This is a genomic window from Rhodoblastus acidophilus (genome assembly GCF_009720655.1).
Taxonomy (GTDB): domain Bacteria; phylum Pseudomonadota; class Alphaproteobacteria; order Rhizobiales; family Beijerinckiaceae; genus Rhodoblastus; species Rhodoblastus acidophilus_A.
The window spans coordinates 32471-55485 of record NZ_WNKS01000024.1 but is presented as its reverse complement, the minus strand read 5'-3'; the positions used below and the strand labels follow the sequence as shown (position 1 = coordinate 55485).

Sequence of the window (23015 nt, the reverse complement as noted above, 5' to 3'; positions counted from 1 at the left end):
GAACGCGGCACCATCAAAAGCCGAGCCGGATTTCACTGGTGGCCCGAAATCGCAAATGCGAAGTGATCAAACGGAAACCGTATCAAACCCCAGCCGCCGCTCGCCGGCGCTTCCGGAAGCAGCGCGACGCCGAAATAGCAGGCGGAGACCACCACGAACATGAAGGTGAGCGACTTGATGCCGCCGATGCGGTCGGCGATGGCGCCGCCCACCGGGCGGAAGGTGGAGCCGAAGAACACGATCGGCGACACGATCAGGCCAGCCGCCACCTGAGTGACGTGAAAGTGAGCCGTAAAATACAGCGGCAGCGCCGAGGCGAGGCCAATGTCTGACACCATTAATGAATTCTTAATTGATCGCATTAATAATTTTACGGGAAGCAATGCCGGTTCAAATCTCTTCAGCGCGCCTCATGGTCGCAACGCGTGCGGGTATTCAGCGATCCTGCCCAAATCACGTTGTTACGCGTTTGGCGCTCATCACCAGTGGGGTGGATATGGCTCGACAAGCGGCTTACGTATCGCCAGCATATGTACTCGATATCGACGACGACGACTGGCGGATCATCGTTCCCATTTATGGCAAGCTGAATCCCTACAAGCACGGCGTCCGTTTCGGAACGCGCGTTGAAGCGGAGCAATGGCTGTCGGGCGCCGAGGGTCAAACCATGATCTCCCAACTGCAATCGCGCGTTCCGGCCGCCCGATAGATCAAAAAAGACAGATGCGTTCATTCGCGCGCCGCATCCAAGGAATCCGGGGACGCCAAAGGCGCGCGCGTGGCTCTCGTCTGTTCCCGGGCCGCTGAGCAATCCGCCATTTGGGATGTTGTCCGACGATCGCCAAACGATGCCGTGGCGTCCCGGTCGTCTGTGGCCTTCGTCACCCGGCGGGCGGCGCCCGATCGCTGATTTTTTTTGAATTCAAAATTGTCGGTTAACGATTCGTTCAGCAATACAACGCAAGGTTGCGTCGCGCGCTGTGTACGTCGGAACCCCATGTTTTTCCACTTGAAATCCGAGACCGCCAAAGCTGTTGCCGCTTTCGCCGCGCTTGATCGCGCGCAAGCGATGATCCCGTTCGACAGGGCGGGCGCGATCCTCACCGCCAACATTTCGCAAAACATGCAGGTCGCGGCCGGCGGCGTCGAGGCGATCACCCATGCGATGAACCGGATCGCCGAGGCGACGACGAAGATCGACGACGCCGCGCAACAGGCGCCCGCGATTTCGCCTGCGGCCGCACAAAACGCCCGGCGAAGGCTCACAGCCTTCGCGTTCGAAGCCGTCGAGCCGGGCGCCCCCCGGCTCGATATCAATGTCAAGGATCGAATTCGTGCCGGCCATTCTTCGAAAACCTTCGGGGCCCATCAAACAGAAACTGCTCTCGCGGGTCGCTCCGACAGGCGTCGAGCGCAGCTTCGCCGAGACCGACATCATCGTCTCCAAGACGGACGCCAAGGGCGTCATGACCTACGCGAACAGGGTCTTTCTCGACATGGTCGGCCTGAGCGAGCGTGAAGTCATCGGCGCGCCCCATTCGATCCTCCGGCATCCGGACATGCCGCGCGCCGTGTTCGCGCTGATGTGGGAGCGCCTCAACGCCGGGAGGGAAATCTTCGCCTATGTCGTCAATCTCGCGGCGAACGGCGATCATTACTGGGTGCATGCCCATGTGACGCCAACCTTCGGCGCCAATGGCCAAATTCTCGGCTTTCACTCGAACCGCCGCGTTCCCGACCGGGCCGCGGTCCAAAAAATCGAGCCGATCTATCGGACCCTCAAGGGCATCGAAGATGGCGACGCCAGCCGGGCCGAGGGGCTCGCGCGATCCTGCGCCCATCTGAAATCGATCCTCGCGCAAGCTGGAATGACCTATGACCAATTCGTCTTCTCTCTCGCAAGCTAAGGCGCTCGCCTGGCTGAGCGCCGGCCTGACGACGGCGGGCGCGCTCTTCTCCATCCTGTCGGGCGAATGGCTTTGCGCGGGCCTGTTCGCCGGCGCCGGAATCGCCGCGATCCTGACCGTGGTCCGCCTGGGGCATTGCCATTCCACGATCAAGGCGATCCGCGCCGTTCTGGCCGCCGCCGCCAGCGGCGATCTGGAGCCTCGTCTCGTCCTCATCGGCGAAGGCGGCGAAATCGGGGCGCTGACCGACGACCTGAACCGCGCGCTGGACCTCGTCGACGCCTTTGTGCGCGAGGCCACGGCGACGCTCGCTTGCGTGCGCGACGGCGAATTCCATCGCCGCATCGTCCGACGCGGTCTTGGCGGCACTTTTGCGCGCGGCGCGCAGACGATGAACGAGGCGGTCGCGGTCATCCACGACAGGTTGAACAGTTTTTCGCAAATGATCGGCGCGTTCGAGCGCACGGTCGGCGCCATTTCCGGCGTCCTGTCGAGGGAGGTCGATGTGCTCGATGGCGCGGCCAAGGCGATGAAGTCCGCCGTCGCCGACACGCGTCATCGCTCCGGCGCCATCACGCATCAGGCCGGCCAGACCTCGGCGAGCGTCGCGACGGTCTCGTCCGCCTCGGAGGAGCTGACGGCTTCGGCCAGCGAGATCGCCGCGCAGACGCGCCGCGCGCTCGACGTGTCGCGCTCGGCGCAGAGCCAATCGGCGCTCGCCGGCGAGGCGATGACCACGCTCGCCGCGTCCATCGATGAAATCGGCGCGATGGTGGACCTGATCGCCAGCATTTCCGGGCAGACGCGCACCCTCGCCCTTAACGCTAATATCGAGGCGGTGCGCGCCGGCGAACATGGTCGCGGCTTCGGCGTGGTCGCCACCGAGGTGAAGATGCTGGCGGCTCAGACCGCCGAGGCCACCGAAAAGATCAGGACGCAAATCGCCGACATCCAGGCGAAATCGGATCGCGGCCTGAATTCGATCGAGGAGATGGGCAGGACGACCTCGGAAGTCGTGGAGATCGCCACGGCGATCTCGGCGTCCACGGAGCAGCAGACCCTGGCGACACAAGAGATCGCGCGCACCATGCAATCGGTGACCGACGCGACCGTGGCCGTCTCCAGCGATGCCGCGGCGGTGACCGATGTCGCCAATGACAGCGGGCGGACCGCCGACAATGTCGCCAAAATGTCCGCCTCGCTCGCGGAGGAAGTCGGACGCCTCAATGGATCCGTCGCCGATTTTCTCTTGATGGCGCGCGAAGTGGCGACCGGGCGGACAACGCAAGCCGCGTGAACCGGGGCGTCAGCGCATCGGCGATCTGTCCGGCCCGCGCCGGCCAGCCCAAGCGATCTCGTCCCGGGCCACGCCGGTCGGGGCGACGAGGGCGCGGCCGCCGGAAGGCCCGGGCGATTGCGGCTTATACGGAGCGCAACACCGGGAACCGCATGCGTCGGCGCCGGAATGAACGGCCTTCCCCCGGCGCGCGCCGGATCTTCAAGATCAATGTCAATGGCCACGATGTCGACGGCCCCGAGGACAATCCGCTCCCATCAAGCGGAATCAACAGGCTACAAATTTTGAACGAGGGAGCTTCCGTTTGGACGCGCTGGCAAAATCCGCCGACGTTGGTGTGGCCCAAAAGCGTCAGTCTCGCCGGATTATGTATCGCCACTTCTGAACGCCGATGACTTACCCCATTTGGGTGAAGCGTCGGGCTTTGTCACATGATTAGAGAAGGCGAATGTGTCTGATCGCGGACGAGGTGGGGCATGCGCGATTTCCTTGAGTTCGGGACCAGGTTGGCGCGCGAGAAGGCGCCGGGCAATTACATGGTCTGCGTCGGCGGCTACCCGCGCGAGGCCCTGCCGACCTTCGCGGCAGCGGAACGCCGCGCATGGGATCTGCTCAGGGTCGAGCCGAAAGGGGACTTCTCGATCTACGAAGTCGAGACGGGCATCCATTTCGACATCCCGGAAAGCCCTCGACTCGATGAAGGCGTGATGCCCGGCGTTTTCGATGCGTTTTTCGGCGTTCCGCAGATGAGGTAGGTCTGAATAGACTTTTCGGCGTCCTTCGTTAGAGTTGCACGCAACCTAACGGATCGCTCCGCCATGGGCGGGTCGATATTTGAAGCTGAAATGTTCGATCCCGATTCCTTTATCGACCGCATCTACGAAGCCGCCATAGTTCCCGAAGCCTGGCCCGACGTCCTGGAAGCCATTTCGACTCCGGCGCGTTCGGTCGGCGGCGTGTTGTTCACGGCCAACATGCATTATCAGGGCTGGACCGCCTCGCCGGCCTTCGCGCCGCTGTTCCAGGATTTTCTCACGACCGGGTGGAGCGAGCGCAACCAGCGGCGTCAGCGCGGCCTCGACCGGATGTTGCGCGGCTTCTTCACCGATCTCGATCTCTTCTCCCAGCAGGAGATCGACGCCGACCCGAGCTACGACTATCTGCGCGGCGTGGGATGCGGGATTTGCGCGGCGCTGGCCGCGCCCGTGCCCAGCGGCGACGTGATCGCCTTCAGCTGGGAGCGCAGCGTCGAGACCGGCCCCTACGAGGCGGCAACGCTCGACGCCTTCAACCGGATCGCCGCGCACTTGCAGCGGGCGGCGCTGATCGCGGGGCGGCTGGGCCTGGAAAAGGCGCGCGTCGCCGCCGAGACCATGCGCGCCATCGGCCTGCCGGCGGCGGTCTTGGGGCACAGCAGCAAGCTTTTGGTCGCCAACGATCTGTTCTCGCCCTTGATTCCCGGCGTGGTGCAGGACCGCCTTGCTCGCGTCGCTTTCGCGGACCCGCGCGCCGACGCGCAGTTCGAGCAAATCCTTGCGCGGCTGCGGCGCGGGCATCTGGTCGCCGACCAGGTTCAGTCGCTGCCGATTGCCGCTCAGGAGGGGCGCTCGCCCATGGTCGCCCATGTCGTCCCGATCAAGCGCAGGGCCGCGGATGTGTTTTCTGCCGCCAGTTGCATGCTGGTCATCACCGAACTTGCGGCCTGGGCCTCGCCACAGGCGGCGCTGATCCAGGGGCTTTTCGATCTCACTCCCTCGGAAGCGCGGGTGGCCCAGGCCATCGCCGCCGGGGCGCAGCCGGCCGACATCGCCCGTCAGCAAGGCGTGGGCGTCGATACGGTGCGCACCCACATGAAGGGGGTTTTTGCGAAAACCGGGACGTCGCGGCAGGCGGAACTGGCCCTGCTTCTGCGTGGGGCGGTGCTTTAGAGCATTTTCAAGCGAAGCGGATGCTGGTTCGCGTGAAGAAAATGCGTCGAAACAAGAATCTAGAGCTTTTTCACGTTTCCATGAAACGTGAAAAAGCTCTAGGTCCCTGATCGACGATCGAAGCCAAGGCGGAACAAAACGCCTTGCTTATGACAGTCGTGCAATCAGGGCCGCGAGTTCCGTCTGGCTGCGCACGTTCATTTTCTGCATCGCCATCTTCAAATGGGTCCGGACCGTTCCCTGGCCGATTTGCAGGCGCCCGGCGACGGCCTCCACGTTGAGCCCGGTGGCGATCAGGGCGGCCACCTGGGATTCGCGTTGGGTGGCGCCGAAGGCGGAGCGCAGTCCGCAGAGCAAGGCTTCGCTCAGGTCGAGCCGGCGCGCCGTGTCGACCAGCGCCACGATCGCGCTGGCCGAACAGAAAATGTCGCGCGCGTCGCCCTCGACGGGCATCGCCACCAGCAGGTACCGCGCGGCGCCCTGGCCATCGTCGATCCGCTCCATCGCCGGACGAAGGTCGCGAATGGCGCGGCCGATCGCCTGTTCCACGCGCTTCTGGTCCAGCGGCGAGGCCGAGGTCAGGCGTCCGTTGACCAGGCGAAGCGGCCCCTTCAGGGCCTGTTCCGCCGCGGCGTTCATGCCCATCACCGCCCCGTCGTAGTCGAGGCGGAACACCGCTTCGCCACGGCGTTCATAAGGCGCCGCCTGCACTTCGGCGCGCAGCCGCGTGAACTCCTGCGCCACCAGCACGGTCGCCTGCAGGTGCGGAATGACCGTGGCGAATTCGGACAGTTCGCCATCGTCATATGGACGCAGGCGGGGGTCGCGAATGATGTTCAAAGCCAGCGGCGCGTTGCTGATGTTCAGGACCGGCGTCGCATAGCGTTGGGTCAGTTCGTTCGGGCGCATGAATTCATTGTAGAACGGATCCCGATTGGCCTGCTGGAGCCAGTCGGAATCCAAGGTGTGGGAAAAGCCTGATTTGCCGGATTCGAGGAGAACATGGAGCTGCGACATCGGCGGCGTCTTGTTCGAAAGAAAGGCGGTGGCGCGCTCGTCCGGCGGCGCGAAAATATAGGGGCGCTGATGGGCGAAACGGCAGAGATAGATGAGCGAAGCGCCCATGGCGTCGGAAATCGCTCGCATCGCCGGCGCAACAGAGGTCTGCGTCGCGCATGCGGTCAGGAGAGAGCGCGAGGCTGAGAGCAGGGCTTGCGATCGGCTGCTCAAGGCATGTCACCTCATCGAAATTCTTATAATCTCTGTATAGGTTAAGCTCTGGCCTGTGAAGCCGGGAGCGCGCCGCGTGCGTCCCGTTCGCGCTTCGGCCGTCCAATTGCCCCGCCGAAACGGCGGAGGACCTGAATATTGCGCTGCTCGAAATGGAGCATGTCGAATCGGGTTGTTGACGCGCCCCAGGACATACGCGCCGCCCTCAGGGCCGGCGTTTCCGCCGCCTCACGATCAAAAATGCTCCTTTTCGTCCTCCGCCTTGATCTCGTGTTTCATGATGAGCGGGGTCTGGGCGAGGGCGAAGATGAGCGTGAGCGGCATGATCCCGAAACTCTTGAAGCCGGTCCAGACATCCCAGCTCTGAGTCAGGCGCACCGCTTCGTTCAGACCTGCCAGCACGAAAAAGAACACGCCCCAGCGTAGGGTGAGCTTTTTCCACCCCTCCTCGTCGAGGTGCAGCACGCTGTCGAGCGCGATGGGCAGCAGCAACTTTTCGAACGCCAGCCCGATCAGCAGGGCGCAGCCGAACAGCAGATTCACGACGGTCGGCTTCAGCTGAATAAAGGTCTTGTCCTGAAAGACAAAGGTCAGCCCGCCGAAGAACAGCACGGCGACCGCCGTCACCAGCGGCATGATCGGCCAATGTTTTGTCAGGACCCAGGAGGCCGCCAGGGCGACCACGACGGACGCCATCAACACGGCGGTCGAGGTCAGGATCGCGATCTGTTCCGCCGGCAGTCCGGCGGGCAGGGCGGGCGCGACCAGCCAGGAAAACAGGGCGGGTTTCGAATTGGCGAGGAAGAACAGGACCAGCGGCCCCAACTCCAGCGCGAATTTCAGCAGCGGATTGATTCTCTTGTTGGCTGACATTCTGTTTACTCGTCAAAACCCGCGATGGCGCGGGCGAAATCACGGGCGGCGAACGGCTCCAGGTCGTCGGCCTGTTCGCCGACGCCGATGAAATGCACGGGAAGGCTGAATTTTTCCGCTATTGCAACAAGGATGCCGCCGCGCGCGGTGCCGTCGAGCTTGGTCATCACCAGTCCGGTCACGCCCGCCGTCCGTCCGAAAATCTCGACCTGATTCAGGGCGTTCTGGCCCACGGTGGCGTCGAGCACCAGCAGAACCGCATGCGGCGCCTCCGGGTCGACCTTGGCCATGACCCGGACAATCTTGTCGAGTTCCGCCATCAGTTCGGTGCGGTTTTGCAGGCGTCCCGCCGTGTCCATCAGCACAATGTCAGTGTTCTGCTCCTGCGCCGTCTTGATGGCGTCGAAGGCCAGGCCCGCCGCGTCGGCGCCGGGCTCGCGGGCGATGACGGGGGTGTTGTTGCGCGCGCCCCAGATTTTGAGCTGTTCGATCGCGGCGGCCCGAAAGGTGTCGCCGGCGGCGAGCAACAGGGTCTTGCCCTCGTCGGTGAACTTTTTGGCGAGCTTGCCGATGGTCGTGGTCTTGCCGGAGCCGTTGACGCCGACAACAAGGATGACGAACGGTTTTTTCGTCTCGTCGATCTCCAGCGGCAGGGCGACGGGGTCGAGCACGCGCTCGACTTCTTCCGCCAGGATGGCGCGGACCTCGTCCGGGGCGATCTGCTTGTCATAGCGGCCCTTGCCCACCGTCTTGGCGATCCGGGAGGCGACGGTCACGCCGAGGTCGGCGCGCACCAGCACGTCCTCCAAATCCTCCAGCGTGTCCACCGACAGTTTTCGTTTGGTGAAAATGTCGGAAATGCCCTGGGCGATGGAGGAGGAGGAGCGCGAAAGGCCCTCGCGCAGCCGCCGCCACCAGCTCTTTTTCTCGGCCATTTCGGGCGGGGAAGGCGGCGCAATTTCGGGCGCCGCGGGGACGGGGGCCTCCAGGGGCGGCTGCGTCGGTTGCGGGTCGATGGACGGCGGATATTCGGGCGGCGAGGGCGGCGAGGGCGGCGCGACCGGCGAGGGCGTCGGTGCGGGAACGGGGGCGGGCGGGACCGGCTGGGGCGGCGTCGGCTCGGGCTGGGGCGGGACGGGCTGCGGCGTTTCCGGCAAGGAGGAGGGAGAGGGCTCGGGCTGAAGTTCGGGCTGCTGGTCGGCCGGCTTGGGGCGCACGCCGAACATGCGGGACATGAAGGTGGATTTCTGCTCTTCGCTCATGCGCAAGAATCTCCCAAGGCGAAGCCCTTCTCAGCGTAAGAGCTATCTGCGATAAGCGGGCATGGCCTGCCGCGCAATCCCTAAACGCCGAACCATCGTCTAAATGACCCCCGAAGCGATTTCCACCAGACTGCTCTATCGCGACGGGCTGGTGCTGGTGGTGGACAAGCCCGCCGGCTTGCCCGTGCATCGTGGCCCCAAGGGCGGCGAGTCCTTTGAAGACTCCTTCAAGCATCTGCGCTTCGGCCTGCCGCGCGATCCGGCGCTGGCGCATCGGCTCGACAAGGACACCTCCGGCTGCCTGGTGCTCGGGCGCCACCGCAAGGCGCTGGAAAAGCTGATGAAGCTGTTCAAACAGGGCCGCATTTCCAAAACCTACTGGGCCGTGGTGCGGGGCGGGCCTGCCGACGATGAAGGGTTTATCGATCTGCCGCTCGGCCGGCTCGACGCCACGCGCGGCTGGTGGATGAAGGTGGACCCGATGGGACAGCCCGCGCAGACCCGCTGGCGGGTCTTGGGGCGCGGCGGCGATTTTTGCTGGCTGGAGCTCAAACCGCTCACCGGGCGGACCCACCAGCTGCGCGTCCATTGCGCGTCGGAAAACTTTCCGATTTTCGCCGATCCCGTTTATGGCGTGGCGGCGCCCGGCGAAACCCTGCACCTGCACGCCCGCGCCATTTCCATCCCGATTTCCGCCAACAAGCCGGCCGTTGAGGTCGAGGCCTGCGCGCCCGACCACATGAAGGTCCTGCTCGCCGCCTGCGGCTGGACGCCGGCGCTGGACGTGGCCGTGGTTGCGGCGCGCCGGGCGCGGGAGGCGGAGCAGCTGCGGCGCGCCGACGAATCCGCCTCGAATCCGCCCGAAGCGTAACGTTATCTCCACGCGGAGAAACGGCGCCTCGCGCGCTGGGTTTCGCCCGCATATATGACTATAGGACTGGCGCCCGTTCGGGGCTGAACATGAGCAGGTTATGGCCACCACACCGCTGAGCGCGAAGCTTTCGTTTTCCTTTGTCGTCGTTTTCGCAACCGCCGTCTTCGCCTGGCTGCTGCTGCCGTTTTACGGCGCGATCCTCTGGGCCGCCATTTTGGCGATTGTCGTGAATTCCGCGAACAAGGGTTTTTTGCGCATGCTCAACGGGCGCAGGACGCCCGCCGCGGCGCTGTCGGTGCTGACCTGCGTGTGCATGCTGCTGTTGCCCGCCTCAATTGTCCTGGCCTCGCTGACGCGGGAGGCGACAAACCTTTATGTCGCCACGCGAGACCGCCAGTTCGACCCCGCCAAGACCCTGGAGCAGGTCTGGGCGGCGATCCCCGCCTCGTTGCGCGACCTCCTCGCCAACAACAATTTTGTCGACGTGTCCGACCTGAAACAGAGCATCAACGCGCTGGTCGGGCAGTTGAGCCAGATCATCGCCACCGGCGCGCTGAACGTCGGGCAGGGGACGGCCATGCTGCTCGTCAATATCCTGTTGATGCTCTACCTGCTGTTCTTCTTCGTCCGCGACGGCTCCGAGGTCATTGAAACCATCAAGAGCGCCAGCCCCTTCGAGCGCCGGCACACCGACCATTTTATTGAAAAATTCTCGGCGGTGGCGAAGTCGACCGTGCTCGGCAGCATCATCGTCGCCATGGTGCAGGGCGCGATCAGCGGCCTGATGTTCTGGGTGGTCGGCATACCCTCGGTGCTGGTCTGGTCAGCGGTGATGACCCTGCTGTCGCTGTTGCCGGCGATCGGCGCCGCTCTGGTCTGGGGTCCGGCGGCGATCTATCTCATGGCGACCGGCTCCGTCGCCAATGGCGTGGTCCTCGCCGTGGTCTGCGGCGTCGCCAATACCGCCGTGGACAATTTCTTGCGGCCGCTGCTGGTGGGCAAGGGGATCAGGCTGCCGGATTACATCGTGCTGGTCGCCACCATCGGCGGTCTCGCCTCGTTCGGGGTGAACGGGCTGGTGATCGGGCCGCTGATCGCCACCCTGTTCTTCTCCGCATGGTCGCTGTTCCGGGACGATTTGCGGCGGCCGAAGGAAGAGTAGGCCGAAGTTCAGCCCATATGGCGCATTGCCCTCACTCTCCCGATGCTGTAGTCACTCGGCCTTAAATCTGGAGAGGATCATGGGTTACAAGGTCGCTGTCGTCGGCGCCACGGGAAATGTGGGCCGCGAAATGCTGGATATTCTGGCCGAACGTCAGTTCCCGGCGGATGAGGTGGTGGCGCTCGCCTCCTCGCGCTCGATCGGCACGGAAGTCTCCTACGGCGACAAGACCCTGAAATGCAAGCATCTCGACACCTATGATTTTTCCGACGTGGACATCGCCCTGATGTCGGCCGGCGGCGACGTGTCCAAACTCTGGTCGCCGAAAATCGGCGCGCAGAAATGTGTGGTGATCGATAATTCCTCCGCATGGCGCTACGATTCCGATGTGCCGCTGGTGGTGCCGGAAGTGAACGCCGACGCGCTCGTGGGTTTCGGCAAGAAGAACATCGTCGCCAATCCGAACTGCTCGACGGCGCAACTCGTGGTGGCGCTGAAGCCTTTGCATGACGCGTTCGGCATCAAGCGCGTGGTGGTTTCGACCTACCAGTCGGTGTCCGGCGCCGGCAAGGAAGGCATGGACGAACTGTTCGCCCAGACCCGCGCCGTGTTCGTCTCCGATCAGGTCGAGAGCAAGAAATTCCCGAAGCGCATCGCCTTCAATCTCATCCCGCAGATCGACGTCTTCATGGAAGACGGCTTTACCAAGGAAGAGTGGAAGATGATGGCCGAGACGAAAAAGATTCTCGACCCGAAGATCAAGCTGACCGCGACTTGCGTCCGCGTGCCGGTGTTCATCTCGCATTCCGAAGCGGTGAATGTCGAATTCGAGAGGCCGGTGACGGCGGATGAAGCGCGCAAGATTTTGCGCGAGGCGCCCGGCGTGCTGGTGATCGACAAGCGCGAGCCCGGCGGCTACATCACTCCGCATGAGGCGGCCGGCGAAGACGCCACCTACATTTCGCGCATCCGCGAGGACGCGACAGTGGAGAACGGTCTGGCCTTCTGGTGCGTCTCCGACAATCTTCGAAAAGGCGCGGCGCTGAACGCGGTGCAGATCGCCGAGGCGATGATCAATCGCAAGCTGCTGACGCCGAAGAAGATGGCGGCCTGAAGTCGTTCCGATGGCCATGGTTCGAGACGGCCGCTGTCGCGGCCTCCTCACCATGAGGAATTCTCTATAGTCAAGTCGCCCTCACCCTGAGGAGCCGCCGGCAGGCGGCGTCTCGACGGGCGAGGGCGGGCCACGAACCGCACCGGCGCCGCGAGCGTCGGTTTTTCGTTGGAGGGCCAATGGAGCCGCGTGAACCCCTCAATGAACTGAAGCTGCCCGAGGGCCTGCGTCCGTTCAACGATTTCGTCCTGGACCTGATGTCCTGGCTGAACGGCCTCGCCCATCTGGTGCTGGGATTGGCGCTCGGCGCCTCCGTCCTGCTGTTCACCTGGCTGTTCGTCATGGACATTTGGACGGCGGTCGGCGCCGACAATCTCGCCCAAGGGTTTTTGCACGGTCTGGGCACGCTGATGCTGCTGTGGACGGTGTCGGCGCTGATCACCGCCGAAATCCGATATATGCGCGGTCACAAGCTGAACGTGGACACTTTTGTTGAAGTCGCCATCGTCGTGTTGGTGCGAAAATTGATCACCATGCCGGTGCAATCGACCCTGCCGAGCCCGCAGGACTTTTTGCTCTGGGTCGGCGCGGCGGTGCTTTTGGGCGTGATGTATCTCGTCGTCCGCTTCGCGCAGAATCTGGAGCCTCCCGACAGCCGGCCGTCAAAGGCTGAGGACATGCTCCGCAATCGCCAGTGACGAGGTGAGGCCCGGGCTCTCGATGCCGAACAGGTTTATCAGGCCGGGAACGCCATGTTTTTTCGGGCCGTCGATGCGGAAATCCGCCGAATCCTGGTCCGGTCCCACGATTTTCGGCCTGATGCCGCAATAGGCCGGGGACAATTTTTCCACCGGGGCTTCCGGCCAGTAGCGGCGGATGGCGTCGCTAAACATTTTGGCGCGCCGGGGATCGACATTATAATTGATGTCGTCGATCCATTCGACGTCCGGCCCAAATCGCGCCTGCCCGCCGACGTCAAAAGTGAGGTGCAAACCGACCCCGTGTTTCATCGGCATGGGATAGATCAGGCGTGAAAACGGCGCGCGGCCCGGCAGGGTGAAATAATTGCCCCGGGCGTAGCGCGTTTCCGGAATTTTCGCGGGATCGAGGCCCGCGATGCGCGCCGCCACCCGCGAGGCGTAAAGGCCGGCGCAATTGACCAGCAGCGCTGTTTTGAGCCGCATCGGCTCCGCCCCGCCGGCTTCGACCAGGATGCCGTCGTCCTCGACCTGCGCCGACAGGAACGGGGTTTTGAGGGCGAAACTCGCGCCCGCCGCCTCCGCGTCGCCTTGGAGGCTCAGGAAATAGGCGTGGCTGTCGAAAATGCCGGTGGAGGGGGAGAGGATCGCGCCGACGCAGGCCAGCGCCGGCTCCAGCTTTTTGGCCTCTTCCGCCGAAATCAGTTTGAGGTCGTCGACGCCATTGGCGGCGCCTTTGGCCGCAAGCGCTCGCAGGCCCGGCATTTCGCTGTCGTCCGCCGCCACCACCAGTTTTCCGCAGCGCTTGAAGGTCACGCCCCGGCTCTCGCAATAAGCGTAGAGTTTTTTGCGGCCAGAGACGCACAATTTCGCCTTCAGACTGCCGGTGGGATAATAGAGCCCGGCGTGGATCACCTCGCTGTTGCGCGACGAGGTCTCCGAGCCGATGCGATCCGCCGTTTCCAGCACGACCACGCTGCGCCCGGTGAGCGCAAGGGCGCGGGCGACCGCGAGGCCGATCACGCCGGCGCCAATCACCAGGGCGTCGATGTCAGTCATGGGTGAAATTTGCCGGACGTTTTTGCACGAATGCCGCCATGCCCTCCTTCTGGTCGTTCATGGCAAAAGTCGCCTGGAAGACGCGGCGCTCGAAGCGCACCCCCTGCGCCAGCGGCATTTCGAAGGCGACGTTCACCGCCTCCTTGTTCATCCGTGTGGACGGCAGCGACATCGAGGCGATCAGTTTTGCGGCGTCTAGCGTCTCGTCCATCAGGCGTTCGGGCGGGACCACGCGCGAGACGAGGCCGGAGCGCTCGGCTTCCGCCGCGTCCATCATGCGGCCGGTCAGGATCATGTCCATCGCCTTGGCTTTGCCGACGGCGCGGGTCAGGCGCTGCGAGCCGCCAATGCCGGGCATGACGCCGAGTTTGATTTCCGGCTGGCCGAATTTCGCCGTGTCGGAGGCGATGATGAAATCGCAGATCATCGCCAGTTCGCAGCCGCCGCCGAGCGCATAGCCGGAGACGGCGGCGATCATCGGTTTGCGCACGCCCGCCAGCAAATCCCAGAGGTGAAACCAGTCCAGCCTGTGGGCGTCCATGTAGGACAGGTCGGTCATTTCCTTGATGTCTGCGCCCGCCGCAAAAGCTTTTGCGCCTCCGGTCACCACGATGCAGCCGATGCTCTCGTCCGCATCCAGTTCGCGCGCGGCGTCGGTGATGTCGTGGGCCATCTGCACATTGAGTGCGTTGAGCTGCTTCGGCCGGTTGAGCGTGATCAGCGCCACGCGGTCGCGGCGTTCGACCAAAAGTGTTTCGTACTCGGCCATGTCAGCCCTCGGCGGCGCGCAGGAATTCGATGATACCGGAAAAATCCTTTTCCGCGCCTCCGTGGTTCACGAAAGCGGTGAAAATTTCCGCCGCGCGGCGGCCGAGCGGGGTATGCGCGCCGGAATTTTTGGCCGCCGACTGCGACAGGTTCAGGTCTTTCAGCATGAGAGGCGCGGCGAAGCCGGGGGCGTAATCGCGGTTGGCGGGGCTTGTCGGCACCGGGCCGGGCACGGGGCAGTAGCTTGTGAGCGACCAGCATTGGCCGCTGGCCGTGGAGGCGACATCGAACAGCGCCTGATGCGTCAGGCCGAGCTTTTCGCCGAGGATAAACGCTTCGGAGACGCCGATCATGGAAATGCCGAGGATCATGTTGTTGCAGATTTTCGCCGCCTGACCGGCACCGGCCCCGCCGCAATGCACGATCTTCTTGCCCATCGCCTCCAGGATCGGGCGGGCGAGCGCCACCGCGTCTTCGGCGCCGCCGACCATGAAAGTGAGGGTGGCGGCCACCGCGCCGCCGACGCCGCCCGACACCGGGGCGTCCACCGATTTGAGGTGGCGTTGCCCCGCGAGGGTGTGGGCGGTGCGGGCGCTTTCCATGTCCACGGTCGAACAGTCGATCAGCAGCGCGCCTTTTTTCGCGGCGCGCAACAGGCCATCTTCCGCTTCCAGCGCGGCCAACAAGTGCTTGCCGGTTGGCAGCATGGTGATGACGACCTCGGCCTGTCCGGCGGCCTCGGCGCTGCTTTGCGCGGCTTCGACCCCCGCCTCGCGCGCCTTGGCGAGCGCGGCATTCGAAAAATCGAAGCCGAGCACGCGATGGCCCGCCTTGACCAGATTGGCGGCCATCGGACCGCCCATGTTGCCGAGGCCGATGAAGGCGATTGTTGTCATTTTCCCCCCTTTCGTGGACCGCCCTCTCCTTCGAGACGCCGCTTTCAGCGGCTCCTCAGGATGAGGGCTACTTATCGGAAACGCCCTCATGGTGAGGAGCAAGGCGCAGCCTTGCGTCTCGAACCATGGCCATGAGAACGGTCCTCAACCTCTGTTTTCGATCAAATGCCGGGCGACGATCAGCCGCATGATTTCGTTCGATCCTTCAAGAATCTGGTGGACGCGCAGGTCGCGCACGATCTTTTCGACGCCGTAATCGGCGAGATAGCCGTAGCCGCCGTGCAATTGCAGCGCGTCATTAGCCACGGCGAAACAGGCGTCGGTGACGAATTTTTTCGCCATGGCGCAGAGCGCGGTGGCGTCGGGCGTCTTGGCGTCCAGCGCGCTGGCGGCGCGCCACAGGAATGTGCGCGACGCCTCCAGGTCGATCGCCATATCGGCGAGGCGGAATTGCAGCGCCTGAAACGTGTCGAGCTTTTTGCCGAAGGCTTGGCGCTCGCCCATATAGGTCACGGCCTTGTCGAGCGCTTCCGCCGCGCCGCCCAGCGAGCAGGCGGCGATGTTGAGCCGGCCGCCGTCGAGGCCGGCCATGGCGATGCGAAACCCCTGGCCTTCGTCGCCGAGCCGGTTTTGCGCGGGAACGCGGCAGTCCTCGCAAATGACCTGCCGGGTGGGCTGGGCGTTCCAGCCCATCTTTTTCTCGTTGGCCCCAAAACTTAGCCGATCCTTTTCCACGACAAAGGCGGTCAGGCCGCGCGCGCCCTCATCCGACGTGCGCGCCATGATTACGTAGAGGTCGGAGACGCCGGCGCCGGAAATGAACTGTTTGACGCCATCGAGGACATAAAAATCGCCGTCGCGCCGCGCCTTCATTTTGATCGCGGCGGCGTCCGAGCCCGCCGAAGGCTCTGTCAGGCAATAGGAGGCGAGCAGGTCCATGCCGCAAAGGCCCGGCCCCCATTTTTCTCGCTGGGCGGCGTCGCCGAAGCGGTCGATCATCCACGCGCACATGTTGTGGATGGAGAGATAGGCGGCGACGGTCGGGCAGCCGCGCGAAAGGGCCTCGAAAATCAGCACGGCGTCGAGACGAGACAGGCCGGAGCCGCCGATGTCTTCTCGCGCGTAAATCCCGGCCATGCCGAGCGCCGCCGCCTCGCGCAAGACGTCGGTCGGAAAATGCTTGCGCTCGTCCCAGTCCAGCGCATGGGGCGCGATCTTTTCGCGCGCAAAAGTCTGCGCCATGTCGGTGATGGCGCGGTGGTCGTCGTTCAGGGCAAACAATGGGGAGGACACTTTTCTTCTCTTTTTGGGAAAACCCCTCATCCGTCTCGCCGCCTGAACGGCGGCGAGCCTCCTTCTCCCGCAAGGGGAGAAGGAGGCCCAACCTACCAAGATTTTTTATGGAGGAAACACCTGCGGTCACACGATGGACTTGAGCTTTTTCGGCAAGACTTTCGTATAAACTGGCGGAGACCGTGGATTTGCGCACATCGGTTCCGCAACGGCGCGCATTGCCTCGGCCCCCCCGAACGCCGAGAAAGCAACAAAAAGGGAGGCGAAACATGCGCGAAATGACGCATTTCATCGGCGGCCGGCACGTCAAGGGGACGTCCGGCCGCTTCGTCGATGGTTTTCAGCCGATGACCGGCGAGGTCATTTCGCGCGTGCCGCTGGCCTCCAAGGCTGAAGTGCGCGCGGCGGTCGAAAACGCCCGCGACGCGCAGCCCGCCTGGGCCGCGACCAATCCGCAACGCCGCGCCCGCGTGATGATGAAATTCGTTGAACTTTTGAATCGCGACATGGACCAGCTGGCTGATCTGCTGGCGCGCGAACATGGAAAAACGGTTGCGGACGCGCGCGGCGATATTGTTCGCGGTCTGGAAGTGGCCGAATTCAGCATCGGCATCCCGCATCTGCTCAAGGGCGAATACACCACCGACGCCGGCCCCGGCATCGATCTCTATTCGCTGCGCCAGCCTCTGGGCGTGGTGGCGGGCATCACCCCGTTCAATTTCCCGGCGATGATCCCAATGTGGAAATTCTGCCCGGCCATCGCCTGCGGCAACGCCTTTGTGCTCAAGCCTTCGGAACGCGATCCCGGCGTGCCGCTCAAGCTCGCGGAGCTGATGATCGAGGCTGGGCTACCCGCTGGCATCCTGAATGTCGTCAACGGCGACAAGGAGGCGGTGGACGCCATTTTGGACGATCCCGACATTCGCGCCATCGGTTTTGTCGGCTCGACCCCCATCGCGGAGTACATTTACACGCGGGGATGCGCCCACGGAAAGCGCGTGCAGTGTTTTGGCGGGGCGAAGAACCATATGGTGATCATGCCCGACGCCGATCTCGATCAGACGGTCGATGCGCTGATCGGCGCCGGCTATGGCTCGGCGGGCGAACGCTGCATGGCGATTTCGGTGGCCGTGCCGGTGGGAGAGGCGACCGCAGAGGCGTTGATCGAAAAACTTGTTCCGCGCGTGGAGGCTTTGAAGATCGGCCCCTCAACCGACGCTTCAGCCGATTACGGCCCGGTGGTGACCCGGGCGCATCTCGACAAGATCAAATCCTATGTAGACCTCGGCGTGAGCGAAGGCGCAAAACTGCTGGTCGATGGACGCGGGTTCTCGCTGCAAGGCTACGAGAACGGGTTTTATATGGGCGGCTGCCTGTTCGACGGGGTCACGACTGACATGCGCATCTACAAGGAAGAGATTTTCGGCCCGGTGCTCTGCGTGGCGCGCGCGGAAAATTTCGAGACCGCGCTGCGCATGTGCAACGACCACGAATACGGCAATGGCGTCGCCATTTACACGCGCGACGGCGATTCTGCGCGCGATTTCGCCGCCCGCGTCAATGTTGGCATGGTCGGCGTCAATGTGCCGATCCCCGTGCCGCTCGCGTACTACACCTTTGGCGGCTGGAAGCGTTCGTCGTTCGGCGATCTCAACCAGCACGGTCCCGACGCCGTGCGGTTCTATACGAAAACAAAGACCGTGACCTCGCGCTGGCCCTCCGGCGTGAAGGAGGGCGCGAGTTTCGTGATCCCGACCATGAACTGAATTGCGGTGGGGGGACGGCGGCGGTCGGACGAAAAAAATCCGGGGAGCCCGCTCCGTCCTCCCAAGGGGTTAGTCGTAGTAGCCCACGCCGCAGGCGTAATCGGCGTTCACCCTCGTCACATAAGAGGTTTTGTGGGCCGGTTTCGGGTCGGTCGGCTTGCCGAACATATAGGTGACTTCGCCGATCACGCCTTCCTTTTGTCCGGCGGCGTAGATTTCCTCGCCATAGGCCTTGCCCGTCGGATCCTTGAGCGCCCTCACGTCCGTGCCGAGCAGGTCCTTCGCATTGACGTTGCCCTGGGCGACGAATTTTCCGTCTGCGGCATTGAAGCAGAACACATAGATGTTGCCCGTCATGCCGGTCAAAAATTTGCCTCTGCCCATGTTGAATTCTTCAAAAGCGTGCTTGCTGTCGAAGGTCACGTCGGCGGCGGCCGTCATGAGCATGGCCTTGGCGATGTATTTGTCGGCGGGATGAGCGAAAGCCATGGGCGAAAGCGCCAGGATTGCGCCAGACGCCGCCGCAAGGATGTTTTTGCGCATTTTGCCCTCCGTGATCGCCTCGCGCCTCTCGCCCAAACGGAGACGGCGCCCGATTCAGCCGCTTACGACTTTAGCGCGAGATGGAGCGGTCCGGCAGGGCCCTGATCCTTATTTAGCTTTGATAAAGCGGCGCCGCCGCCTCAAAAGCATTCCTCTTCAAGCGTCTTCAAATCCTTGAGCGCCTGGTCGTCGTCATGGTCCTCGAACAGCTCGACCATGTAATAGACGTGCGAATGCAGCAGCAGCAGCTTGTCGGTGATCGAGTTTTCTCCGGCCTCGATGGCGGCGAGGCGGGCCTTGAACCGGTCCCAAAAGGCGTTGCCGGTCTCGGGATTGTCGATGTAGCGGCGCAGATGCGTCAGCACGCGCACCATATTGCCCTCGAAATCAATGTCGAGAAAGCTGACGTAACGGTCGGGCTGGGCGGCGGCGTTCATGATCGGCTCCGGTCAGGAATTTTCTCCAGTAAGACCTGAGCTTTTTCGCCCGCGCAACGGCGAAGGCGCGACCGGCGGTGCGCTTGCATGAGCGGTTGCCTGCTTGAATAAACGGCAAGCCTAAAAAGCCAGCAGTTTTCGCAGGCGCTCCACCTGCCGGCGTCCCACAGGGATCTTGGTCGCGGCCTTGTCGGCCATGCGCAGGAACCATGCGCCGTCCAGCCGCTCCGCCGCGCGGACATGGCTGAGGTTGACGATGTGGCGGCGGTGGACGCGCACGAACAGGGCGGGATCGAGCCGCGCCTCCAATGTCGCCAGCGAGCGGGGGCAGAAAGCGGTAAAATCCAGCGTCAGCGCCTCCGCATAATGGCCCTGAGCGGAAAGGGCGGCGACCTCGTCGATGTCGATCAGCGCGGTGACGTCCCCCATGCCTTTCTGAATCGGCAGTTTGACCAGGAAGGGACCGGGTTCGGCCTCGGGCTCGGGGGGCGCCGCGAGATCGCCGAGCATGAAGAACATCAGGACGGTGGCGGGGTCTTCCGGGCCGCCGCCCGTCGCCAGCGCGATGGCGCGGGCCAAAAGGTTGCCCATGCGGGTGGCGACGATGATCGAGGCGCCGAGTGGGGATTCGCCGGCGCTGGCGATCAGCCAGCCCACTTTGGCGCGGGCCTGGGGCGGGTGCAGGTCCAAAATGTCGACGCCGAAAATCTCGCCGGCGCCGGCGCCTAAAAAATTCTGGACGGCGCCGCTGGCCGCGCGGATGCGGCGGTCGCGGTCGAGCATGACGACGCCGAGAGGCAGGCGCTGGAGGCGGTACTCAAAAGTCTGCCCCTCGCCGGCCACTTCAGCTCACGAAATCCTGGAGCCGGTAGCCCTGCGCGAACAGCAGCGCGGTGAGGTCGCTGTGATCGATGCGCGCGTCCGCGGCGCTGGCCACCGCCGGCTTGGCGTGAAAGGCGACGCCCAGTCCGGCCGCCTGGAGCATGTCGAGGTCGTTGGCGCCGTCGCCGACCGCGAGGGTTTTGTGGGGCGGCAGTTCGTGCTGTTCCGTCAGTTCCTTCAGCGCCGCGAGCTTGGCGGCCTTGCCGAGCACCGGCTCCTCCACCTCGCCCAGAAATTTTCCATTGGCGATTTTGAGGACATTGGCTCGGTTTTCCTGAAAACCCAGCTTTTCCGCGATCACCTGGGTGAAAAGGGTGAAGCCGCCGGACACCAGCGCCGCATAGGCGCCGTGCGCCCGCATGGTCATCACCAGTTCGCGCCCGCCCGGAGTCAGGGTGATCCGGTTGGCGATGGCCTCGTCCACCACCGCGGCGTCGAGGCCTTTGAGCAGGGCGACACGCTCGCGCAGCGCCGGCTCGAAGGCGATCTCGCCGCGCATGGCGCGCTCGGTGATTTCGGCGACTTTCTCCTTGAGGCCGACGAAATCGGCGAGTTCGTCGATGCATTCCTGGCCGATCATGGTCGAATCCATGTCGGCCAACAGCAGCTTTTTGCGCCGGCCCGCCAGCGGCTGCACGAAAATGTCGACCGGCGCGCCGCCCAGCGCCAGACGCAGCACGTCGGCGGCGGCGCGGCAATAGCCGGCGTCGGCGAAGGAGCCGTCGGCGTGATTGCCATGGGCGGCGCCCGGTGCGAAAGGAATGTCCGCGGCGCGGCCCGGCGCGAGACTCTGCGGGTCGCGCGCGCCCGGCAGCCGGCGGGCGGCGGCCATGAGAAGATCGGGGCTGATCGTCTGGGCGTCGGCGGCGCCGACCAGGGTCGCGACATGGGTCATTTGCTGTTGAACACTCTCAAGATTCCAAATTCCGACGCCGTGCAGGCCGTGCTCATCGCAGGTCCGACCGCCAGCGGCAAGACCGCACTTTCCGCCGACATCGCCGAAAAAATGGGCGCCATGGTGATCAATGCGGATTCCATGCAGGTTTACGCCGATCTGCCCGTGCTCTCGGCGCAGCCGACGGCGGCGGAAAAAGCCGCCGCGCCTCATCTGCTTTTCGGACATATCGCAGCGGAACGCAATTATTCCGTCGGCCAATGGCTTGTGGACGCGCGAGAGGCCGTGGCGGAATGTCGCGCGCAAAACCGGACGCCGCTGTTTGTCGGCGGCACCGGCCTGTACTTCAAGGCGCTGCTGCGGGGGCTGTCCGACATTCCCGCCGTGCCCGAAGAGGTGCGCGCGCGGGTGCGGGCCGAGTGCGAAGGAACGGCGCCGGCGGAGATCTACGCCCGGCTGGCGAAGGTCGATCCGGAAACAGCGGTGCGGCTGCGGCCGACCGACCCGCAGCGGCTGATCCGCGCGCTCGAAATTTTCGAGGCGTTCCAGACGCCGCTGGCGCGCTTGCAGGGCGCGCGGCAAGCGCCGTTGCTTGAGGCTTCAAACTGCAAATGCGTGTTTCTCGCGCCGGAGCGCCCGGTCTTGAATGCGCGGATCGAGGCGCGGTTCGACCGGATGATGGAGCGCGGCGCGCTCGACGAGGTTGCGCGGTTGCGGGCGCGGGGGCTTGACCGTTCGCTGCCCGCCCTGCGCGCCGTCGGCGTTCCCGGGCTCCTGGATCATCTCGACGGGCTGTGCGCGCTCGACGAGGCGGTGGCGCGCGGAAAACGCGACAGCCGTCATTATGCGAAGCGGCAATTCACTTTTGCGCGCACGCAACTGCCTGAGTTCGAGTGGGTCGCGGCGTCCCGATGATCCGACGCGGTTCTCCCGGGCGGACCAACAATCCGCCCGGGCGGACAAAGAGTCCGTCCGGGTCGGCCATGATTTGATTGCGTCGAACGGCTGTTACCGACGGCCGCCGTGAAAGCCGCCGCCGCCGCCGCGATAGGCGCCGCCGCCACGATAGGCGCCGCCACCGCGATAGGCGCCGCCGCCGCGATAGACGCCGCCGCCGCGATAGACAGCGCCGCCCCGATAGTAAGCGCCGCCGCCGCGATAGCCGTAGCCGCCGCGATAGCCATAGCCGCCGCCATAGCCACCCGCGAATGGAATGCAGCCACCGTAGGGGCCGCGGTAAAAGCCGGGGCCGCATCCTCCCGCGATCAGCGTCACGTCAGGCCGCGCCTCTGGAACCGAAGAGGGTGAAAAGGCTTCCGCGCCCGAGGCAAACAGGCCGGTCGACAACGCGCCGACCATGCCTAGCATGCGAAAAAATGTCCTCATGGGCTAAATCCTCCTTGGAGTTATGGTCCAGCAGCATCTGGACCCCCAGACGTTCGCTCGGACGACTCTTAAGGTAGTGCATTCGCGCAGCCACGGCCACCTTGCGCCGAAATCTACTTTTTTGCGCCCTTCGCCGCCCTGGGGACTTTTCCCGGCCAGCTGACCACGCGCTCGACCTGTTCGTCGATGGAGAGATCGTCCTCGAGCGCGTAGACGCGGCCGACCACGGAAACGCCGGCCTCGACCACGCTCTCCTTGCGGCCACTCACCAGTGGATGCCAGTGCGGCAAATCCTGGCCCTGGCCGATCAGGCGATAGGCGCAGGTCGGCGGCAGCCAGGTCAGGCTTGAGGCGCTTTCGGGGTCGAGGCGGATGCAATCCGTCACCCGGCGCGAGCGGTGGCCGTAATCGGCGCAGCGCGCCTTGGCCGCGTCGAGCAGCCGGCAGCCGACGTCGGTGAAGTAGATTTCCCCGGTGTCTTCGTCCTGCAGTTTGACCAGGCAGCAGCGGCCGCAGCCGTCGCACAGGCTCTCCCATTCGGATTTGGAAAAATCCGCGAGCGACCGGTCGACCCAGAATTTCTCGCCCTTGCGCGCCAAAAATGCTCCGCTGTTCCAGAATGAAACGCTTTTCGTGGCGCCGGTTTTGCGCCGGAGCCGAGATGCGCCGCGACGGTGTGCGCGTCAAGCTCCGCGCTCGTCAAGCGCGTAAAAAAAGTGTTAAGACAGGTCCGCTCTTTCGCGTG

The 23015-nt window shown here is 64.1% G+C and carries 26 protein-coding genes; 11 read left to right on the top strand and 15 right to left on the bottom strand.

All coding sequences use genetic code 11. The annotated features are described in order from the left end of the window. Positions 1-32: 32 nt before the first annotated feature. Entirely contained in the window at positions 33-338 is a 306-nt protein-coding gene (locus GJ654_RS18545; RefSeq protein WP_246664821.1) for a hypothetical protein, read from the bottom strand. Positions 339-382: 44 nt separating this feature from the next. Here GJ654_RS18545 and GJ654_RS18540 point away from each other — a divergent pair, with 44 nt between their 5' ends. Then, a complete protein-coding gene (locus tag GJ654_RS18540) occupies positions 383-709 on the top strand; it encodes a hypothetical protein (protein ID WP_155447661.1) in 327 nt (108 codons plus the stop codon). Positions 710-922: 213 nt separating this feature from the next. Here GJ654_RS18540 and GJ654_RS18535 read toward each other — a convergent pair whose 3' ends face one another. Further along, positions 923-1213, bottom strand: coding sequence for a hypothetical protein (locus GJ654_RS18535; protein WP_155447660.1), 291 nt, complete (start codon positions 1211-1213; stop codon positions 923-925). Positions 1214-1343: 130 nt separating this feature from the next. On the opposite strand from GJ654_RS18535, the gene GJ654_RS18530 reads away from it, so the two are divergent. From GJ654_RS18530 to GJ654_RS18515, 4 genes are all read left to right on the top strand, one after another. Next, positions 1344-1907 (top strand): PAS domain-containing protein, encoded by a 564-nt coding sequence (locus tag GJ654_RS18530; RefSeq protein WP_425540405.1) that lies wholly within the window; start codon positions 1344-1346, stop codon positions 1905-1907. Then, positions 1876-3204 (top strand): methyl-accepting chemotaxis protein, encoded by a 1329-nt coding sequence (locus tag GJ654_RS18525; protein WP_155447658.1) that lies wholly within the window; start codon positions 1876-1878, stop codon positions 3202-3204. Before GJ654_RS18530 ends, GJ654_RS18525 begins: the two co-directional genes overlap by 32 nt. Before the next feature lie 476 nt (positions 3205-3680). Then, the gene (locus GJ654_RS18520; RefSeq protein WP_155447657.1) at positions 3681-3959 is read left to right on the top strand and encodes a hypothetical protein; all 279 of its coding nucleotides are present in this window, start codon (positions 3681-3683) and stop codon (positions 3957-3959) included. Between the two features lie 90 nt (positions 3960-4049). Further along, positions 4050-5132: a helix-turn-helix transcriptional regulator gene (locus GJ654_RS18515; RefSeq protein ID WP_196305615.1), complete on the top strand. Its 1083-nt coding sequence runs from the start codon at positions 4050-4052 to the stop codon at positions 5130-5132. 147 nt (positions 5133-5279) lie between these two features. Here GJ654_RS18515 and GJ654_RS18510 read toward each other — a convergent pair whose 3' ends face one another. From GJ654_RS18510 to ftsY, 3 genes are all read right to left on the bottom strand, one after another. Beyond that, positions 5280-6278, bottom strand: a complete 999-nt coding sequence (locus GJ654_RS18510) for a helix-turn-helix transcriptional regulator (protein WP_155447655.1) — start codon at positions 6276-6278, stop codon at positions 5280-5282. Positions 6279-6596: 318 nt separating this feature from the next. Beyond that, positions 6597-7235: a septation protein A gene (locus GJ654_RS18505; RefSeq protein ID WP_155447654.1), complete on the bottom strand. Its 639-nt coding sequence runs from the start codon at positions 7233-7235 to the stop codon at positions 6597-6599. A 5-nt stretch (positions 7236-7240) separates the two neighbouring features. Further along, entirely contained in the window at positions 7241-8497 is a 1257-nt protein-coding gene (gene ftsY / locus GJ654_RS18500; RefSeq protein ID WP_155447653.1) for a signal recognition particle-docking protein FtsY, read from the bottom strand. 103 nt (positions 8498-8600) lie between these two features. On the opposite strand from ftsY, the gene GJ654_RS18495 reads away from it, so the two are divergent. The 4 genes from GJ654_RS18495 (at position 8601) to GJ654_RS18480 (ending at position 12345) form a co-directional block, all read left to right on the top strand. Further along, a complete protein-coding gene (locus GJ654_RS18495) occupies positions 8601-9368 on the top strand; it encodes an RluA family pseudouridine synthase (RefSeq protein WP_155447652.1) in 768 nt (255 codons plus the stop codon). 100 nt (positions 9369-9468) lie between these two features. After that, entirely contained in the window at positions 9469-10533 is a 1065-nt protein-coding gene (locus GJ654_RS18490) for an AI-2E family transporter (RefSeq protein ID WP_155447651.1), read from the top strand. Between the two features lie 79 nt (positions 10534-10612). Continuing rightward, positions 10613-11647, top strand: a complete 1035-nt coding sequence (locus tag GJ654_RS18485; protein ID WP_155447650.1) for an aspartate-semialdehyde dehydrogenase — start codon at positions 10613-10615, stop codon at positions 11645-11647. Between the two features lie 179 nt (positions 11648-11826). Continuing rightward, on the top strand, positions 11827-12345 hold the full coding sequence (locus GJ654_RS18480) for a phosphate-starvation-inducible PsiE family protein (RefSeq protein ID WP_155447649.1): 519 nt from the start codon (positions 11827-11829) through the stop codon (positions 12343-12345). Here GJ654_RS18480 and GJ654_RS18475 read toward each other — a convergent pair. The 4 genes from GJ654_RS18475 to GJ654_RS18460 form a co-directional block, all read right to left on the bottom strand. Continuing rightward, entirely contained in the window at positions 12310-13404 is a 1095-nt protein-coding gene (locus GJ654_RS18475; protein WP_155447648.1) for an NAD(P)/FAD-dependent oxidoreductase, read from the bottom strand. The two genes, GJ654_RS18480 and GJ654_RS18475, sit on opposite strands and share 36 nt — an antisense overlap. Further along, on the bottom strand, positions 13397-14173 hold the full coding sequence (locus GJ654_RS18470; protein ID WP_155447647.1) for an enoyl-CoA hydratase: 777 nt from the start codon (positions 14171-14173) through the stop codon (positions 13397-13399). Before GJ654_RS18470 ends, GJ654_RS18475 begins: the two co-directional genes overlap by 8 nt. Position 14174: 1 nt before the next feature. Further along, positions 14175-15068: a 3-hydroxyisobutyrate dehydrogenase gene (gene mmsB / locus GJ654_RS18465; protein ID WP_155447646.1), complete on the bottom strand. Its 894-nt coding sequence runs from the start codon at positions 15066-15068 to the stop codon at positions 14175-14177. 144 nt (positions 15069-15212) lie between these two features. Continuing rightward, the gene (locus tag GJ654_RS18460) at positions 15213-16361 is read right to left on the bottom strand and encodes an acyl-CoA dehydrogenase family protein (RefSeq protein ID WP_264586309.1); all 1149 of its coding nucleotides are present in this window, start codon (positions 16359-16361) and stop codon (positions 15213-15215) included. A gap of 269 nt (positions 16362-16630) precedes the next feature. Here GJ654_RS18460 and GJ654_RS18455 point away from each other — a divergent pair, with 269 nt between their 5' ends. After that, complete coding sequence (locus GJ654_RS18455) at positions 16631-18127, top strand: CoA-acylating methylmalonate-semialdehyde dehydrogenase (RefSeq protein WP_155447644.1); 1497 nt, start codon at positions 16631-16633, stop codon at positions 18125-18127. 69 nt (positions 18128-18196) lie between these two features. Here GJ654_RS18455 and GJ654_RS18450 read toward each other — a convergent pair whose 3' ends face one another. From GJ654_RS18450 to serB, 4 genes are all read right to left on the bottom strand, one after another. Further along, complete coding sequence (locus GJ654_RS18450) at positions 18197-18670, bottom strand: cache domain-containing protein (protein ID WP_155447643.1); 474 nt, start codon at positions 18668-18670, stop codon at positions 18197-18199. Positions 18671-18810: 140 nt separating this feature from the next. Next, the gene (gene cowN, locus GJ654_RS18445) at positions 18811-19107 is read right to left on the bottom strand and encodes a N(2)-fixation sustaining protein CowN (RefSeq protein WP_155447642.1); all 297 of its coding nucleotides are present in this window, start codon (positions 19105-19107) and stop codon (positions 18811-18813) included. A gap of 120 nt (positions 19108-19227) precedes the next feature. Further along, the gene (locus GJ654_RS18440) at positions 19228-19950 is read right to left on the bottom strand and encodes a PAS domain-containing transcriptional regulator (protein WP_264586308.1); all 723 of its coding nucleotides are present in this window, start codon (positions 19948-19950) and stop codon (positions 19228-19230) included. Between the two features lies 1 nt (position 19951). Continuing rightward, positions 19952-20884: a phosphoserine phosphatase SerB gene (gene serB / locus GJ654_RS18435; RefSeq protein WP_246664820.1), complete on the bottom strand. Its 933-nt coding sequence runs from the start codon at positions 20882-20884 to the stop codon at positions 19952-19954. Here serB and miaA point away from each other — a divergent pair. Continuing rightward, the gene (gene miaA, locus GJ654_RS18430; protein ID WP_155447641.1) at positions 20876-21799 is read left to right on the top strand and encodes a tRNA (adenosine(37)-N6)-dimethylallyltransferase MiaA; all 924 of its coding nucleotides are present in this window, start codon (positions 20876-20878) and stop codon (positions 21797-21799) included. The genes serB and miaA overlap by 9 nt on opposite strands. A gap of 93 nt (positions 21800-21892) precedes the next feature. On the opposite strand, the gene GJ654_RS18425 is transcribed toward miaA, so the two are convergent. Together GJ654_RS18425 and GJ654_RS18420 are read right to left on the bottom strand one after the other, a co-directional pair. After that, complete coding sequence (locus GJ654_RS18425) at positions 21893-22270, bottom strand: hypothetical protein (protein WP_196305614.1); 378 nt, start codon at positions 22268-22270, stop codon at positions 21893-21895. A gap of 113 nt (positions 22271-22383) precedes the next feature. Then, positions 22384-22869 carry a YcgN family cysteine cluster protein gene (locus GJ654_RS18420; RefSeq protein ID WP_155447640.1) on the bottom strand — a complete coding sequence of 162 codons (486 nt, stop codon included), beginning with the start codon at positions 22867-22869 and terminating at the stop codon, positions 22384-22386. Positions 22870-23015: the final 146 nt, after the last annotated feature.